This is a genomic window from Ruminococcus sporogenes, assembly GCF_054655175.1.
The window spans coordinates 640,645-658,634 of record NZ_BAAHOA010000002.1 but is presented as its reverse complement, the minus strand read 5'-3'; the positions used below and the strand labels follow the sequence as shown (position 1 = coordinate 658,634).

The following is a 17,990-nucleotide window of genomic DNA, read 5'->3' as shown; positions in this document are numbered from 1 at the left end:
TAAAGATATATGAATCGGGGAAGAAATATTGAAGGGAGGAATATATCATAGCGCTCTGTGATATATATGCTTATGAAAAAATATTTTAAAGCCTTGATTGCAATGTGCGTATTCGTTTTTTCCTTGATTAATTCAACGCTTAACGTCAATGCGCTGGACGAGATCTTTTATACGTTATCAAATTCTGAAACTGAGATTGATCAAAGTGAAATTTTAAGAGACGATTTGATTATTTCAACAGAATATCTTCCTGATTTAAGCTATGCTTATAATAAAAATTCTTTCAAGTATTATGATCAACTTAATGATAACAATAAATCTGCCTATGATTCAATGAAAACATGGTTAAATCCAACAACGGAGGAAATTACTGTTACGTTTCCGGATATATTATCTTATCAGACCGATTCTCTGGATATGGGAAACTGGAGTGAAGAAGAGTATAATAATTTCTGGAATTATGTATTCGGCAATATAAGGTTCGGAAAGGACGCACTGATGTTTGATTATCCTGAAATTTTCTGGATTGATGAAAGTCAGATTGAGATAACCTTAAGCAGCGTCAGAACAAGCCGAAATATTTTAACAGGCGTTTATACGATGAAAATTTCTGAGCTTACGCTTAAAGGCGGAGTTAAAGAGGAATACACGGATATCGCAGGAGCAGAGAAATACCAATCGCTGCTGGAAAGCTCTGTTGAATCGTTTGAAGCAGAGGGAAGCGATATATACCATAAGGTAAAGTATATTCATGATTATATTGCAGATAAGGTAAGCTATAACATGGATGCTCCTTATAATGATTCAGCAGTTGGTCTGTTCTGCGAGCCTTATGAAATTGTGTGCGAAGGCTATTCTAAAGCTTTCAAGCTGCTTTGTGATAAATATGAGATTCCCTGTATTGTCGTACCTGGCAATATTGACATTGAAAATAATATCGGACATATGTGGAATTATGTGAAGATGGAGGATGGAGAATGGTATGGCGTCGATTGCACCTGGGACGATACTGATTCTGCATCGAATCCGGTAAGGTATAATTATTTTCTTAAAGGCTCTGAAAGCTTTAATTTAAATCATACGCCTGACACGGAATATTATACTACCGCTTTTACATATCCTGAGCTGTGCGCAGAAAATTATATATACAGTGTTTCGCAGCCCGTTACAACTACCGTTACCAACACTGTTACTACTTATATCGTTATTACTAGCGTATCGACTGAAAATACTACTGTAACTACCGATATCGTTATTACTAACGTATCGACTGAAAATACTACCGTTACCGATATTGTTACTACTAACGTTTCTGCCACCGAAACTACCTTTTATACTGAAACAACAGAAATAACAACTGATTTAAAGGGCGATTACAATACTGACGGAAAGATCAACTCGGCGGACTTAGTTGCTCTTAGAAGCTTTCTTCTGGGATTAAATCCTGTTGATATGGAATTTCCTGACGATGATATGAATGAGGACAATATAATAAATATTTTTGATTATATTATTTTATCCAGAAAAATTTTAGGAGGTATATAAAATGATCGATCATTTAATGCTGCTGACAAATTCACCGTCTACGGGAGATACTCGAAATATTATTTTATATATTACAATAGCCGCAATTGCAGCATTGCTTATAGTTGTATACATAATTTTAGGCAGAAAATCAAAAAAATAATATAAAAGGACCGTTTAAATTTAAACGGTCCTTTTATATATATTATTTATAGCATTTAAAAACGTTTTCTGTATGTTCCTTATCTGAATTTTTAGTAATCAGACTTATTAGGGGGACTATTATTATTGATAAAATCATAGTTATTGCGCCGGCGTTTATCGGGGACGCAAGATTTAATTTGAATGATGCGGCTTTATTTGCAAGATCGGGAAAAAGGCCGAATCCAAAAAGTATCATGTGTCCGACAGTCAGACCTATACCGAGTATAAAGCTTGCCCATACTGACGCCTTAGTTATTTTTTTGCTGAATAATCCGAACATGAAAGGGCCCAAAAAGGCGCCCGCAAGCGCACCCCATGAATAAGACATGAGCGTTGAAATTGACGCGTTTTTATTGAATGCTATAATAACCGATATTAATAGAAATACTGCAATAAGCACACGCATTATAACAACTTCTTTTTTGTCGCTTTGATTTTTCATTTTTGGTTTAATAAAATCTATAGTCAGAGTTGAGCTTGAAGTAAGCACAAGGGAAGAGAGGGTAGACATCGATGCTGATAATACAAGCACTACGACCAGACCTATAAGGATATCCGGCAGGGCGGTGTCAAGAAGTGCGGGGATCATGGCGTCGAATTCCGGTTTTCCGTTGGACAATGTACTGATCAATGTCTTGGAGCTGTCTGTGCTGTCAAGCGTACAGAAAAGTCTGTCAAATCCTCCTAAAAGATATGATCCTCCCGCTACTATAAGAGCAAAAACAGTTGATATTATAGTTCCCTTTTTAATTGCGTTTTCATTTTTTATAGCATAAAATTTATGTATCATCTGAGGAAGTCCCCAGGTACCCAAAGATGTGAGTATTATTACTCCTAAAAGGTTAATTGGATCGGGTCCGAACAGACTGTTGAATTGATTTTTTTGTCCGTTTATCTCTATTTCTCCAAGTTTATTCAGCGCTTCTGAAAAACCGCCCTGATTATTTATTGCGCATATTACTACTGCCGCTATTCCTATAAGCATTACAATACCTTGAATGAAATCATTGATTGCAGTAGCCGTATAGCCGCCGAGAATAACATATATTGCTGTTATAATAGCCATAGCTATTATGATGATTTTATATGAGCTGTCAGAATTAAGGTTAAACGCCATATTGAACAGACGTGAAAGTCCGTTATATACGGAAGCGGTATAAGGAATCAAAAATATAAATACAATCAATGCAGACGCAATTTTAAGTCCTTTGGAATTAAAACGCTTTTCAAAAAATTCAGGCATGGTTTTAGCGTTCAGGTGATTGGACATTATTCTTGTACGTCTTCCTAATACAATCCATGCCAGAGCGCTTCCTATAACGGCGTTTCCTATTCCGATCCATGCCGCGGAAACTCCATAGCTCCATCCGAACTGCCCCGCATATCCGATAAAAACAACTGCTGAAAAATATGACGTGCCATAAGCAAAGGCTGTAAGCCATGAGCCTACATTACGGCCGCCAAGTACAAAATCGCTGACGGACTTGGTTTTGCGCGATGTGTAAAGACCTATACCCATCATAATCGCTATGTATACCATCAGCATACCTAATGTGATAGAAGTTGTCATATAATTTTCTCCTTTAATGTCTTGTAGCTTTAAACTGATAAAGCAATTAATATTTTAGCAGTTATTTTAATATTTGTCAATAGTTTTTGTAAATTTTGTAGTACCTTTTTATGTTGCAATTATGAAAATATAATGGTATAATTATATAGTAATTTAAAGGGGGATTTAAATGGATATTGTCAGAAAGGGAAGTTATAGGAACGTTCTCGGCAGAACCATTTTATTTGCAGCAGAAAAATTTTGCGGAAGCTTTGTAGGCTTCGGTTATGCGGAAGGCGTTGCAGGGGCGGACGGAAAGCCGCAGGGCGTTTATGCTCTGGATTTTGACGGAAAATTTAACGAATTGGAAATAATAGCCGTTATTGAAAGGCTTAATGATGTAAAAGACATATGGGTCGGAGTATCTCATGATAAAATTCTATATGAGCCGTATATCAGAGATAGGATAGGATTTTATGAAAAAAATTATAAAACCGAATATCATTTCTTATATGAAAAGACATGCGGTTCGGTTTTGTTTTTACGAGACAACGGCGTAAAAAAATATCTCCTTATAAAAAATGACAGCGGTCATATAGGTTTTCCGAAAGGACATATTGAGATCGGCGAAACCGAGCGCCAGACTGCTCGCAGAGAAGTATTTGAGGAAACCGGTATAGATATTGAAATCAATGAAGAAACCAGACAGGAATATACGTATAAAACGCTGAACGGCTCAATAAAAAAATGCATTTATTTCTGTAATGAATTTGATATGCAGGAAATAAAGATTCAACAGGAGGAAATCTCAGAAAGCTGGCTTTTGCCATATGAAGAAGCAATGAAGCTTTTGAATTTTAAAGAGGACAGAAGAATTCTTGAGAAAGCGGACGGTATGTATGACTAAAAAAGAAAGAGCGCTGCTTGCCTGTGAAGCGCTGGAAAAATTATATCCTGAAATCAAATGTTCTCTTAACTTTTCAAAGCCTTACGAGCTGATGATTGCCGCTCGTCTTTCTGCTCAGTGCACAGACGCCAGGGTCAATATTGTAACAGAGGAGCTTTTTAAAAAATATCCTACTCTTGAAGCATTTGCGGAAGCGGATTTGAAGGAGCTTGAAGAAGCTGTAAGGCCTTGCGGCTTTTACAGAACCAAGGCGAAAAGTATAAAGGAGATGGCTGGTCAGCTTATAAATAATTTCGGCGGGGAAATTCCTGACAATATGGAGGATCTGCTTACCATTTCAGGAATCGGACGAAAAACGGCTAATCTTATGATGGGCGATGTATGGGGTAAACCGGCAATAGTTACGGATACTCATTTTATCAGGATAACCGGAAGACTTGGTCTTACAAATAATAAGGAGCCGAGAAAGGTGGAGGAGGATCTTGTTAAGCTTATTCCTCCGGAGGTTTCTTCGGACTTTTGTCACAGGATAGTACAGTTCGGCAGAGATGTGTGCAGAGCCAGAAATCCGAAATGTATTGACTGCATATGCGGCGGTTTCTGTAAATATTTTCGTGGCTTAAAAAAAGGAAAGTGATGTTTATGAAGTTTTTCCGTTCTTTAAAATATGCAGTTACGGCAGCGGCAGTGTGCTTATTGTGTTTTTCCGGCAGAAGCGAATATGTTTTTGCCGTATCCTCCATTGATATTGAAAACGATCTTAACGGCGACGGGGCTGTCGATATAAACGACATAGAGCTTTTAAGCGAATTTTTACTTGGAAAACAAACGGACGCGGTTGTCGGCGCCGATACAAATCATGATGGAGATATAAATGTTTTTGACCTGATAAAGCTTAAACGCATTATAAATAATTCAGGTGGTTATACCGGTTTTATCACTGCCGACGGACGTATTTTAAAAGATGAAAACGGCAGACAATATATAATTAAAGGTATGGCCTTCGGAAATAAGGTATGGGATAATCCGGCAGAGCCGCCTGTAAATAAGCATCATACTGAAGAAAGCTATGAAGAGCTTGCGGATTTGGGATTTAATTCGGTAAGATTTTATTTGAATTATAGCTTGTTTGAAAACGACGCTTCGCCTTATGAATACAAGGAAAGCGGTTTCAAATGGTTAGATCAGAATATTGAATGGGCGGAAAAATACGGAATACGGCTGGTACTTAACATGCATTATCCTCAGGGTGGCTATCAGTCTCAGGGCAATGGCGACGAGCTGTGGACGGATACTGAGAATCAGAATAGACTGATTGCTTTATGGACAGAAATTGCCCGACGCTATTCTGATAATCCGTCGGTTATGGGATATGGTATTGTAAACGAGCCGGTAGTTTCAGCTAAGGATTATGAGGATCCATTGGAAAAATGGCGGGAGCTTGCGCAGGATATTACTGACAGTATCAGAACGGTTGACGATAATCATTTGATTTTCGTAGAGAGAATGTGTGCTGCGGAGGATACCGCTACAGGAAATTTACAATGGGAAAATTTTAATAATGATAATAATTTCATCAAAATAAACGGAGATGATATCGTATATGAATTTCATTATTATGACTATCATCCGTTTACCCACCAGGGATTTGACTGGGCAGGAACACAGGGATATGATCTGACATATCCTGACGAGTCAATTGCTATATCAACTTCCGGTTCTTCATGGGAAGCTGCGACCTTTGACGGAGACAGTGCGGATTTGAAATCGGAAGAGTGGCAATATCTTGAAAGCTCTTTAATGACTATTACAGAAGATAATCAAAAACTGCTCAATTTAGTTTTTCAGGCGCAGAACCTTGGTAATAACGGGATTGCCTATGCGGATAATCTTAAAATTGACGAATATGATGAAAACGGCAAATTTGTTAAAACCGTATATTCGGAAGATTTTAAAAATGGCAATATATTTAGCTTCTGGTCTGAAAATAATACAGGATCAGGGGGTAAGGCGAATATCGGCTATGACGATAACGCGTCTTTATGTATAAGCGGAACAACCTCCGACGCCAGCTTTGGTAGAAATAATTTGCTTGCAGTAAAGGGACACAGCTACAAGGCAAGCGGTTATTTTAAAGTTGAGAACGCAGGTCAGAGCGCCGTCGTTCGTCCGAGAGTAGACGTATGGAGCGCTGATGAGGTCAGTGCGTTTAATAAGGATTTTCTTGAAAAATCAATCCTTAATAATATAAGGTTTTCTATTGATAATAACGTACCGGTTTATTGCGGTGAATTCGGAGCCGGAGTAAATTGCTTTAAAAATGATCGCGGCGGAGACAGATGGGTATCCGATGTAATAGACGTGTTTATTGAAAATGATATAAGCTTTAATTATCATACATATCATGAAACGGGGTTTGGTCTTTATACGGACTGGAATGATCTGCCCACTACGCTTAACGAGGTATTATACGAATTGTTTAAAGTTAAGCTTACCGGTATACGTTCTCCATGAAGCCTTTATATAAATAATAATTTTTAGTTTAATCCCTATTGACAAAAAAATGAAATTGATATAAAATAAATAAGTATATTATTTTTAATACTGTTGCGCTCTGTTTACAATGAATTTCATTATATTGCTGATTCTGAATAGGCGTTATCAATTTCTTTTAAATAATAATGACTAATTTTAATTAAAAGGCGGATTATAAATGGGTATATTTGGTAAAATATTCGGTTCATACAGTACAAAAGAACTGGCAAGAATCGAACCTATAAAGGAAAGCGTTTTAAAGCTTGAAGAACAGTATGCTGCAATGTCTGATACGGAGCTTAAGGCTCAGACTCAGAATTTCAGGGACAGGCTTGATACCGGCGAATCTATCGATATGATTCTTCCGGAGGCCCTGGCTACAGTACGCGAGGCTGCTTACAGGGTTTTGGGGAAAAAACCTTTTCCCGTTCAAATTATTGGCGCAATCGTTCTTCATCAGGGACGTATAGCTGAAATGAAAACAGGCGAAGGTAAAACACTCGTTGCATGCGTGGCTTCCTATTTGAATGCGCTCCCGGGAAAAGGAGTGCATGTCGTTACGGTAAACGATTATCTTGCAAAGACGCAGTCTGATGAAATGGGCAAGGTACTGCGTTTTTTAGGCCTTACTGTCGGCTGTATACTTCATGGTCTTACAAATGAGGAAAGAAGAGCCGCTTATAACTGTGATGTTACATATGCAACTAATAACGAGCTTGGCTTTGACTATCTTCGCGACAACATGGTTATTCATGCAAGGGACAGGGTTCAGCGTAAGCCTAACTTTGCAATTGTGGACGAGGTTGACTCTATACTTATAGACGAGGCAAGAACTCCTCTTATAATATCGGGACGGGGAGATAAATCTACCGAGCTTTACGACATTGTTGATAAGTTCGCAAAGAATCTTGTTTCTACAACGGTTGTAGAAATTGACGATAAGCAGGATCAGGATGAAATCAATGAAAATGTTGATTATATAATTGATGAAAAGGCTAAAACAGCAACAATTACCAGATCAGGCGTTAAAAAGGCGGAAAAATATTTTAATGTCGACAATCTGATGGATCCCGATAATATGACTCTTCTTCATCACATAAATCAGGCTCTTAAAGCACATGGTGTAATGCATGCTGATATTGATTATGTGGTTAAGGACGGAGAAGTTATAATAGTTGACGAATTTACGGGACGTCTTATGCTGGGAAGGCGATTTAATGACGGTCTGCATCAGGCGATTGAAGCTAAAGAGGGAGTAAAAATTGCTCATGAATCTAAGACTCTGGCAACTATTACCTTCCAGAACTATTTCCGTCTTTATAAAAAGCTTTCTGGTATGACCGGTACCGCTATGACGGAAGAAGACGAATTCAGAGAAATATATAAGCTGGACGTTATTGCAATTCCGACAAATAAGCCTGTTATACGTATAGATCATTCAGATCAGATTTACAGGACTGAATCCGGTAAATTCAAGGCGATAATCGACCAGATAGTTGAATGTCATAAAAAGGGACAGCCGGTGTTGGTGGGTACCATTTCAATTGAAAAATCAGAGCTGCTTTCCGCTATGCTGAAGCGGAAAGGCGTTAAGCATGAGGTTCTTAATGCTAAATATCATGCCAAGGAAGCGGAGATCGTTGCTCAGGCCGGAAAGCTTGGCGCAGTTACCATTGCTACAAATATGGCGGGACGCGGTACTGATATTATGCTTGGAGGAAACGCTGAATTTCTTGCCAAAGCTGAAATGCGTAAAAGAGAATATGATGAAGAAATTATAAATGAAGCAGTTGGTTTTGCCGACACTGATGATGAAGAAATATTGGCGGCCAGAGCGGTTTATAAAGAGCTTTACGATAAGTATAATGCCGAAGTAAAGGAAAAAGCAAAGGATGTAAAGGCTGCGGGCGGTCTTTATATTCTGGGTACCGAACGTCATGAATCAAGGCGTATTGATAATCAGCTTAGAGGACGTTCGGGACGTCAGGGCGATGAAGGCGAGAGCCGTTTCTTCCTTTCAGTTGAAGACGATCTTATGCGTATTTTTGCCGGAGACAGGCTTGAAAATATGATGAATACGCTTAATGTTGAAGAAGATATGCCTATCGAAAGCAAAATGCTTACAAGGATAATTGAATCCTCACAGAAAAAGGTAGAAGGCAGAAACTTTAGTATCAGAAAGAACGTATTGAACTATGACGACGTTCTTAATAAGCAGCGTGAGATTATTTATACTCAGCGTTCACAGGTTCTCGACGGCGAGGATCTTCATGCAAGTATACTTAATATGATGCATGAGCTGGCGGTTGAATCGGTTAATAATTATCTTTTGGATGATGAGGACAGAGATAATTGGAATCTTATCGGGCTAAAGGATCACTTTCTTGGCTGGGTTCTTAGGGACGAGGATTTCGACTACAGCGACGACCAGCTTGAAGAGATTAAAAAAGCTGATGTTGCAAAGCTTCTTGAAGACAGAATGCTTGAAATATATTCGGCTAAGGAAGCGGAGTTCGGCGGAGAGCTTATAAGAGAGCTTGAAAGAGTTATTCTTCTTAAGGTTGTTGATACAAAGTGGATGAACCATATTGACGACATGGCAGAGCTTAAAAAGGGTATCGGTCTGAGAGCGTTCGGACAAAAGAATCCGGTTGTTGAATATAGATACGAGGGCTTTGAAATGTTCGACGCAATGGTAGAAGCTATTCGCGAAGATACTGTAAGAATGCTTTTGACTGTAAGAATTCAGAAAAATTCTCCTCCTCAGCGTGAGCAGGTTGCAAAACCTGATCCGCCTAATGCCGGAAGTATTACTATGACTTCTTCAAAAAAGAAACCCGGGGATAATGATCCTTGCCCTTGCGGATCGGGGAAAAAATATAAGAAATGCTGCGGAATGAAGCAGAATAATTAAATTTATATGATTTAACAGCCAATTATTTTTGATTGGCTGTTTTGTATTGTTGGCAGTATTCAAATTAAGAATGAGATTGCTTATTATCTTGTAAAATATAACGGTATTGGTATAAAAAATAATTATAGTTGAAATAATTATCGGATTTTCGGTCTTTTTGCTGGAAAATAAGTGAAAAGCGAAAATTTAATTGACAACAGGGCGGATATAATATATAATATAAGAAACAGCAGCATAAATTTTTAACAGATTTTCAGGGGGGCTGATGTGTGAATAACGGAGGTGCCGCAGTAAAGCAGGCAAAAATCTCTGAAGAAATGATAACGGCAATCAGAATGGAGACTTTTACAGAAGTCAAGGAAGGGGTAACGGATTATCCTGTATTGGATTTTGACAGTAGGAGGCTGGAGCTTCTACATGCGGGGGTGCAGGAAACTCTTAAACATAGTGAAGTAAAGCCGGCGGGAGGCGCGGCATATAAAGCTGTAAAGCGTACAATGGATATTGTGATTTCATTAGTCGGTATTATAGTTTTATTTATACCAATGTGCATTATGGCTTTAATAATTTTCCTTGACGATAAGGGTAATCCGTTTTTTTCTCAAACAAGAATTACAGAAAACGGTAAACCGTTTAAAATGTATAAGCTTCGTTCTATGTGTATGGATGCGGAAAAAAAATTTGCTGAAGAGCAGAAAAAGAATAAATGCGATGGTATAGCGTTTAAAAGCGATGAGGATTCTCGCATTACTCGAATTGGCAAATTCATAAGAAAAACTTCTATTGATGAGATCCCTCAGCTTTTGAATGTGCTCAAAGGCGATATGTCCATTATAGGTCCAAGACCACCGCTTCCGAGAGAAGTAGTCTTGTATACGCCGGAGCATATGAATAGACTGCTTGTTAAAGGCGGGTTGTCATGTGTTTGTCAGGTCGAGGGAAGAAGCGATATGGAATTTGATAAATGGATTGAAACAGATATTGAATACATAAAAGAACGTAGTATCGTTAAGGATATATCTCTTATTTTCCGAACTGTTTTTGTTGTTATCAGGGGAAGAGGCGCAAGATAAAAATTTGATTAGAATAATTCCTTTTTTTCAGATACTTTATAAGTGTCTTTAAAAAAGGAATTTTTTATATTATAAAGAGGATGTTGACATTATTAACCGATCTATCATTTTAAGGAGGGCGTATAGAAGAATGGAGTTTTATGAAGTTAAGGAAAATAAAAAGCAATATCTTGATCTGCTTTTGCTTGCAGACGAACAGGAAAATATGATAGATAAATACCTTGAACGGGGCTCAATGTTTATTATTGATAAATATGACGTTAAAGCTGTCTGTATTGTGACTGATGAAGGCTGCGGAATAATTGAAATAAAAAATATTGCTGTCAGACCGGAATATCAGAGGCACGGTTATGGAAGAGCCATGATAAATTATATTGCAAGACGTTATTCAGAAAATTACAGTATTATGCAGGTCGGAACAGGAGACAGTCCATTAACCGTACCGTTTTATATAAAATGCGGTTTTACAGAGTCGCATAGAATAAAAAATTTTTTCAGGGATAATTATGATCGTCCCATAATTGAGCGCGGAGCAACGCTTTGCGATATGGTGTATTTTCGTAAAATAATAGGTTGAATATATGATAAAAAAATTATTCCGTATGAAAAACTCAGTAAAAAAGAAAAGCGTCGACTTAATAATCTAAAATGCAATGACTGGTCAGGTATCGATCCCGTTACTTGCATTGCGGATACCGACAGAAAAGATATAAGAGGTAATCTAAATATCCTGATAATTATCAGGATATTTTTATACTAAGGGGAATTAATTAATGCAAATTGCACAATACGGTATATTATTATTCGTATAAATAAACAAAAAACATGTTTTTTTGTAGAAACGTATTGACTTTTATAATAGAACGGTGTATAATGCAATCAAGGTAAACGATTACCCAATTATGCATTTTACTTTTATTGCAAATGGTACAGTATTCTCAAAGATATAATTTAAGGAGGAGTAATGAAAAGTAAGGATCATTCGATTGCCATTCCGGAGAAAAAAATATCAATGGCAGAAATTGCTGTAATGGCGGACGTTTCGATCGCAACTGTTTCACGCGTCTTAAATAAAAACGGCAGGTATTCTGCCGAAACTGAACAAAAGGTAATGAAGATCGTTGAAAAATATGGCTACCAAATAAACCAGAGCGCCAAAAGTTTAAGAACCAGCAAAACGAACAGTATCGGAGTTATTGTTCCTGACATAACAAATGAGTTTTTTGCGAATATAGTCCGGGCGATCGAGAAATATGCTGTTCCGGAGGGCTATACAGTTTTTGTGTGCGATTCAGATGAAAATTCTCATATGGAGGATTTACATATTTCATCTCTTGTTTCAAGAGATGTCGACGGTATAATTTATATAAGCGTTAAAGAAGATGTAAAAAAAATATATGAGGATTATAAAATACCGGTTGTATATATTGACAGAAGACCTGAAAATGCAGGTACGCTTGTAATATCCGATAATGAGTCGGGAGGCTTTCTTGCAACTGAGGAATTGATAATGAAAGGCTGCAGAAATATAGTAGCCTTGAAGGATAAACAGAATTTTTCGACCGTAAGACACAGATTCAGCGGTTATTTAAAGGCTTTGAATAAATATTCAATACCGGTAAAAGATCAGTTTATTATTAAGACAAATGTCACTTATTATGATTCTAAAAATGCGATGTTGGATTTCATTAATAAAGGATATGAATTTGACGGAATATTTGCCAATAACGATATTATGGCAATAGGCGCGCTGCATGCTTTAAGGGAAAATAATATAAAAGTACCTGACGATGTAAAAATAGTCGGATTTGATGGCACCTCCTTATCGGAAATATGCGATCCTCCGATTACTACTATAATTCAGGATTTCGATAAAATCGGTCAGCGCAGCGTAGAACTGTTATTTGATCTTATTGACGATGTGAAATTATCAACCGTGGATTATATAATACCAGTTAAAATAGCTTGCCGTAAAAGTACCTCATGTAACTGAATAGAAAAAACAAAATGTTCTGAACATTTTGTTTTTTTGGTCGTAATGAGTAAACGATTACTCAATATTATGTATAATAAATCAAACGGGATTGTTGAAATAATTTAGTGAAAGGAGCAGAATATGGAAGCTGCTAAAAATCTTGTTGAAATGAAAGGCGTTGTGAAAAAGTTTCCCGGAGTTACTGCGCTGAATAATATATCCTTTAATATAAGGTCGGGAGAGGTTCATGTTTTACTTGGCGAGAACGGAGCCGGCAAATCAACGCTTATGAAAATTCTGAGCGGCGTTTATCAGCCTACACAGGGAAGTATTGTGATTGACGGAAAAGAATTTTCCAGACTTACTCCTAAAGAATCTACCGAGAACGGTATTAGTGTTATATATCAGGAATTGAGCGTTATAAACGAGCTTTCTATTCAGGAAAATTTATTTATCGGAAAGTTACCTATGAAAAAATTAGGACCTGTAGAGGTTGTCGACTATAAAACCATGAATAAAAGAGCTTTGAAGCTTATGGCAAAGGTCGGCTTGAAAAGAGATCCGAAAACTCCGGTTGAGGCCATAAGTATATCTGAAAAGCAGCAGGTTGAAATAGCTAAAGCTCTGGCGTCAGACAGTAAGGTTCTGGTTATGGACGAGCCTACGGCTTCACTCACCAACGAAGAGGTAAATCATTTATTTAGCGTAGTTCGTCAGCTTAAGGAGGAAGGGAAGGGGATAGTTTTTATAACTCATAAAATGAATGAGATTATTGAGCTTGGAGACAGGGTAACAGTTTTAAAGGACGGCGCTTATGTGGGGACAAGAAATGTAAGTGACGTAACAATAGACGATCTCGTGGCAATGATGGTAGGCAGGACGGTTAAGCATAATTATCAGCATGAAGAAGACCATGATTTTGAAAAAGAAGACGTTATATTTGAAGTCAGAAATCTTACAAGAAAAGATGATTCGGTAAAAAATATATCTTTTAAGCTTCATAAGGGAGAAATACTTGGATTTTCAGGACTTGTAGGTTCCGGAAGAAGTGAAATGATGAATTCAATTTTTGGAGCCGAGCCTAAAAAAAGCGGAGATATTTATGTTAGAGGCAAAAGGGTGAACATAAAAAATCCTTATTCGGCAATAAAAAACGGACTTGCGATGGTTACTGAGAATCGACGCGAAACGGGTTTTTTTCATAATTTTTCTATCAGAGATAATATTTCTATTCTGCCTTATATCAAGACTTCAAAAGGCGGAGGCGTTATAGGTCTTACAAGCAGAAAGTTTGATAATGCGTCTGCCAAAAAGCAAAAATCAGATCTGAATATTAAGTGCGCTGACGTAAGTCAGAATATAACGGAGCTATCAGGCGGAAATCAACAGAAGGTCATATTGGGAAAATGGCTCGCGGCAGATTCTCAGATAATTATTTTTGACGAGCCTACCAAGGGTATAGATATAGGAAGCAAGAGCGAAATTTACGCTTTGATGAGAAGGCTTTCCGACGAAGGTAAGGGAGTCCTTGTTGTATCTTCAGAGCTTCCGGAGCTGCTGGCTGTATGCGACACAATTGCAGTATTCAGAGAAGGTGAAATTGTTGAAACCTTCAAGCACAAGGAAGCTACTGAAGAAAAGATAGTTTACGCCTCCACTAACGGCGAATAATTGATTATTTATGAGAAATGAGGTTACATTATGAATAACATATTGACTGCGAAAAATCCTATTGAAAAGCGAAGGGAAAAGCTTACATTCAATACAATCTGGCAGAAATACGGAACGATTGGAATTCTTGTTATTTTACTGGGAATACTTGCGGCAGCTAAACCGAATGTATTCTTTTCCGCAAATACTGTTCCGCAGATACTTGCCCAAAGCTCTGTTAATATACTTATTGCACTTGGAGAATTTTTTGCAATACTGATTGCCGGAATCGATCTTTCAGTCGGATCGGTTGTAGCCTTGACAGGTATGATGACGGCTAAAATGATGGTTGCAGGTATGCACCCCGTAGCAGCGGTAATACTGGGAGTTTTACTCGGCGCGGCCTTAGGCCTTATTAACGGTGCGCTGGTGAATGTGACAGGACTTCATCCGTTCATTATAACACTTGGAACGCAGGCTATTTTCAGAGGCGCAACGCTTATAGTTTCCAATTCCAGCGCCGTATTCGGATTCCCGGCAAGCTTTACCAAATCAATATCAGCTTCGGTATTAGGAATTCCAGTTATTGCGATAGTTGCTATTATAGTAGCTCTGATACTTGCTTTTCTGACGATAAAAACAAAGCTAGGACGGAATATTTACGCCCTTGGAGGAAATAAGGAATCCGCATGGTATTCAGGTATAAACGTTAAGCTGCATACGCTGATAGTATTTATCATTTCCGGACTTTGCGCCGGTATTGCGGGAATAGTATTACTCGGAAGGGTGGGCTCTGCCGAACCGGCTGCGGCGACAGGATTTGAAACATATGCAATTGCGGCGGCTATTATCGGAGGTACAAGCTTCTTCGGAGGAAAAGGTAAAATTCACGGCGTAGTAGTAGGCGGCCTTATAATCGGCGTTATCAATTATGGAATGAATATACTTTCGCTTTCAAGTACCCTGCAGCAGGTTGTAATGGGCGCATTGATTATCGGATCGGTTGCTCTTGACAGATTTGTCGGAAGTAAAAATACGTCAAAGTAAAATAAAATTTATGGAGGAATTTATGAAAGCTATGTTTAATCCCTCGCTTATGTGTATGGACTTGCTTGATATTAAAAAACAGACGGAAATATTAAACGAAAGATGCGATTTGTATCATGTTGACATTATGGATGGTCATTTTGTAAAAAACATAACACTCTCTCCCGATTTTGTAGCAGCCTTTGCTAAAATTGCAAAAAAGCCCATAGATTGCCACCTGATGTGCGAATATCCTGACGATTATATTGAAACGCTGGCTAAGGCCGGAGCGACTTATATATGTCCTCATGCAGAAACAATCAATTCTGACGCATTCCGTATTATTAACAAGATAAGGGCTTTAGGATGCAGGGTTGGAGTAGTTCTGAATCCCGCTACACCTCTGAGCTATATACAAAATTATATTCATAAGCTCGATAAGATAACGATAATGTCAGTTGATCCGGGATTTGCAGGACAGCCGTTTATCCGTGAAATGCTTGACAAAATTAAAGAAGCTAAGGAGCTTAAAGAAAAAAACGGTTACAAATATCTTATTGAAGTTGACGGTTCCTGCAATGAAAACACTTTCAGAGAACTTTCACAAGCCGGTACAGAAGTATTTATTGTGGGCGCTTCAGGACTTTTCAGTAAGGACAAGGATCTTGCGAAGGCTTGGGATAAGATGATAGAGTCTTATAATAAGGCTGTAAAAACGGAGGTGGAGCTTGATGAAGTACGCTCTCGGAATTGACATCGGAGGCACCAATTTCCGTATAGGAGTAATCGGAGAAAACGGGGAGCTTATCGGTTTTGAAAAAAAATCAAGTAAAATTTTTAATGATTGCGGCGTTGTAGAAATACTTGAATCGGAAATCAGCAGTTATCTGAAAAAAAACGGAATGGAAGGAAAAATATCCGCCGTTGCGATAGGTATACCGTCAATTGTAAGTAAAGACAAAAAGACGGTTTACTCGACGCCTAACTTAAAAGGTTTTGATAATATCAATCTTGGAGATCCGTTGAGCAAATATTTCGGAATACCGGTATTTATTGACCGTGATGTAAATTTTCTTTTGCAAAGCGATATTGCAGGTCTGGGACTTGACGCAGACAAAACTATACTTGGCTTTTATATTGGAACCGGATTAGGCAATGCTGTTTATATAAACGGAAAATTTCATTACGGGAAAAATGGGGCTGCCGGAGAGCTTGGTCATATACCGTTTATAGATTTAAACGAATTATGTACCTGCGGAAATAAGGGCTGCGCAGAGCTGCGCTGTTCAGGTAGGTATCTGGAAATGTTAGCTGCGGAGCATTTTCCAGACGTTGAAATAAGGAATATATTTAAAAAATACAGCTCTCATCCTTTAATACAAAAATATGTCAAAGATCTGGCAATTCCGATAGCGGCAGAAATAAACATACTCGATCCGGATTATATAATTCTTGCGGGCGGAGTCGTTTATATGAAAGATTTTCCGAAAGAGCTTCTGGAAGAGTCTATTCACTTTTATACGAGAAAACCCTATCCGGAGAAAAATCTGGATATCAGATTTTCTCAGCATACGCAGCAGAGCGGAGTTATTGGCAGCGGAATGTTTGCCTTAAATTCAATAAAAAATAATTTAAATTAAGAGAGGTTAATTACTATGAAAAAAAGATTCTTTAAAACGCTTGTTTCGTCAGTTCTGGCGTTGAGCATGGGCTTTGGACTTGTTGGCTGCGGAAACGATTCCGACAGCAAATCGGCAAACGCAGATTATGCGGTTATCCTTAAAACATTGTCGAACGACTTTTGGGCAACTATGAAAAAGGGTATCGAGGATAAAGCTAAAGAGCTTGGAGTTTCAGTAGATATTTTTGCGGCTCAGAGTGAGGACGATACAGAAGGGCAGCTCAAGATACTTGAAAATTGTATTAACGTAGGCTATAAGGCAATCGGAGTTGCGCCGCTTTCACCGACAAATCTAATTAACGGAATTGCTCAGGCAAACAAAAAGGGCGTTTACGTAATGAATATTGATGAAAAAGTAGATATGGATACATTGAAGAGTTCGGGGGGAAGCGTTATTGCTTTCGCAACCACTGATAACGTCAAGGTCGGAGAAAAGGGAGCAAATTATATTATTGAACAGCTTGCAGACGGCGGAGACGTCGCGATTATTGAGGGTAAGGCAGGAAACGCTTCAGGCGAGGCAAGAAAAGAAGGCGCTACAAACGCTTTCAAAGCGGCGGCGGGAATTAACCTTGTAAGTTCTCAGCCTGCCGACTGGGACAGACAGAAGGCTCTTGACGCGGCGACGAGCATTATTCAGATGAATCCGGGCTTAAAGGCTATTTACTGCTGCAATGATACAATGGCTTTAGGAGCTATTCAGGCAGTTAAAAATGCTAATAAATTGGGAGAAATCATTGTAGTCGGTACCGACGGAGCCGCTGAAGCTCTTCAGAGTGTAGAAGCCGGCGAGCTTTCAGCGACAGTTGCTCAGGATTCAGCCGGAATCGGAGCCGTATCTCTGGAGCAGATGGTAAACGCGGTTAAGTCGGGAGCAGAAATAAATCCTGACAATGTGCCTGAAACTATTCCGGTGGATTCATATATAGTTTCAAAAAAATAATTAAATCTT

15 protein-coding genes are annotated in these 17,990 nt (G+C 38.3%); 14 read left to right on the top strand and 1 reads right to left on the bottom strand.

From position 1 onward, the window contains the following. Nucleotides 1–72: 72 nt before the first annotated feature. Complete coding sequence (locus tag ACYQ0N_RS09710; RefSeq protein ID WP_460162542.1) at nucleotides 73–1,545, top strand: transglutaminase domain-containing protein; 1,473 nt, start codon at nucleotides 73–75, stop codon at nucleotides 1,543–1,545. A gap of 1 nt (nucleotide 1,546) precedes the next feature. Then, nucleotides 1,547–1,687 (top strand): LPXTG cell wall anchor domain-containing protein, encoded by a 141-nt coding sequence (locus ACYQ0N_RS09705; RefSeq protein WP_177533362.1) that lies wholly within the window; start codon nucleotides 1,547–1,549, stop codon nucleotides 1,685–1,687. Nucleotides 1,688–1,729: 42 nt separating this feature from the next. On the opposite strand, the gene ACYQ0N_RS09700 is transcribed toward ACYQ0N_RS09705, so the two are convergent. Further along, nucleotides 1,730–3,298, bottom strand: coding sequence for a sodium:solute symporter family transporter (locus ACYQ0N_RS09700; protein WP_177533363.1), 1,569 nt, complete (start codon nucleotides 3,296–3,298; stop codon nucleotides 1,730–1,732). Nucleotides 3,299–3,467: 169 nt separating this feature from the next. Between ACYQ0N_RS09700 and ACYQ0N_RS09695 the strand changes: the two genes are divergently transcribed. The 12 genes from ACYQ0N_RS09695 (at nucleotide 3,468) to alsB (ending at nucleotide 17,981) form a co-directional block, all read left to right on the top strand. After that, nucleotides 3,468–4,184 carry a bis(5'-nucleosyl)-tetraphosphatase gene (locus ACYQ0N_RS09695; protein WP_177533364.1) on the top strand — a complete coding sequence of 239 codons (717 nt, stop codon included), beginning with the start codon at nucleotides 3,468–3,470 and terminating at the stop codon, nucleotides 4,182–4,184. Next, nucleotides 4,177–4,821: an endonuclease III gene (gene nth, locus ACYQ0N_RS09690; RefSeq protein ID WP_460162541.1), complete on the top strand. Its 645-nt coding sequence runs from the start codon at nucleotides 4,177–4,179 to the stop codon at nucleotides 4,819–4,821. Before ACYQ0N_RS09695 ends, nth begins: the two co-directional genes overlap by 8 nt. A 5-nt stretch (nucleotides 4,822–4,826) precedes the next feature. After that, nucleotides 4,827–6,698: a cellulase family glycosylhydrolase gene (locus tag ACYQ0N_RS09685; RefSeq protein WP_460162540.1), complete on the top strand. Its 1,872-nt coding sequence runs from the start codon at nucleotides 4,827–4,829 to the stop codon at nucleotides 6,696–6,698. A gap of 199 nt (nucleotides 6,699–6,897) precedes the next feature. Continuing rightward, nucleotides 6,898–9,633: a preprotein translocase subunit SecA gene (gene secA / locus ACYQ0N_RS09680; protein WP_460162539.1), complete on the top strand. Its 2,736-nt coding sequence runs from the start codon at nucleotides 6,898–6,900 to the stop codon at nucleotides 9,631–9,633. Nucleotides 9,634–9,902: 269 nt separating this feature from the next. Continuing rightward, nucleotides 9,903–10,706, top strand: a complete 804-nt coding sequence (locus ACYQ0N_RS09675; protein WP_460162538.1) for a sugar transferase — start codon at nucleotides 9,903–9,905, stop codon at nucleotides 10,704–10,706. Nucleotides 10,707–10,836: 130 nt separating this feature from the next. Then, nucleotides 10,837–11,283, top strand: coding sequence for a GNAT family N-acetyltransferase (locus ACYQ0N_RS09670; RefSeq protein ID WP_460162537.1), 447 nt, complete (start codon nucleotides 10,837–10,839; stop codon nucleotides 11,281–11,283). Nucleotides 11,284–11,670: 387 nt separating this feature from the next. Then, complete coding sequence (locus ACYQ0N_RS09665; protein ID WP_177533369.1) at nucleotides 11,671–12,699, top strand: LacI family DNA-binding transcriptional regulator; 1,029 nt, start codon at nucleotides 11,671–11,673, stop codon at nucleotides 12,697–12,699. Nucleotides 12,700–12,822: 123 nt separating this feature from the next. Beyond that, nucleotides 12,823–14,352: a sugar ABC transporter ATP-binding protein gene (locus ACYQ0N_RS09660; RefSeq protein ID WP_460162536.1), complete on the top strand. Its 1,530-nt coding sequence runs from the start codon at nucleotides 12,823–12,825 to the stop codon at nucleotides 14,350–14,352. Between the two features lie 30 nt (nucleotides 14,353–14,382). After that, entirely contained in the window at nucleotides 14,383–15,378 is a 996-nt protein-coding gene (gene alsC, locus ACYQ0N_RS09655; protein ID WP_460162535.1) for a D-allose ABC transporter permease, read from the top strand. 22 nt (nucleotides 15,379–15,400) lie between these two features. After that, complete coding sequence (alsE, locus tag ACYQ0N_RS09650) at nucleotides 15,401–16,111, top strand: D-allulose 6-phosphate 3-epimerase (protein ID WP_460162534.1); 711 nt, start codon at nucleotides 15,401–15,403, stop codon at nucleotides 16,109–16,111. After that, the gene (alsK, locus tag ACYQ0N_RS09645; protein ID WP_177533373.1) at nucleotides 16,089–16,997 is read left to right on the top strand and encodes an allose kinase; all 909 of its coding nucleotides are present in this window, start codon (nucleotides 16,089–16,091) and stop codon (nucleotides 16,995–16,997) included. Before alsE ends, alsK begins: the two co-directional genes overlap by 23 nt. 15 nt (nucleotides 16,998–17,012) lie before the next feature. Beyond that, the gene (gene alsB, locus ACYQ0N_RS09640; protein ID WP_460162533.1) at nucleotides 17,013–17,981 is read left to right on the top strand and encodes a D-allose transporter substrate-binding protein; all 969 of its coding nucleotides are present in this window, start codon (nucleotides 17,013–17,015) and stop codon (nucleotides 17,979–17,981) included. The last annotated feature ends 9 nt before the right edge of the window (nucleotides 17,982–17,990 follow it).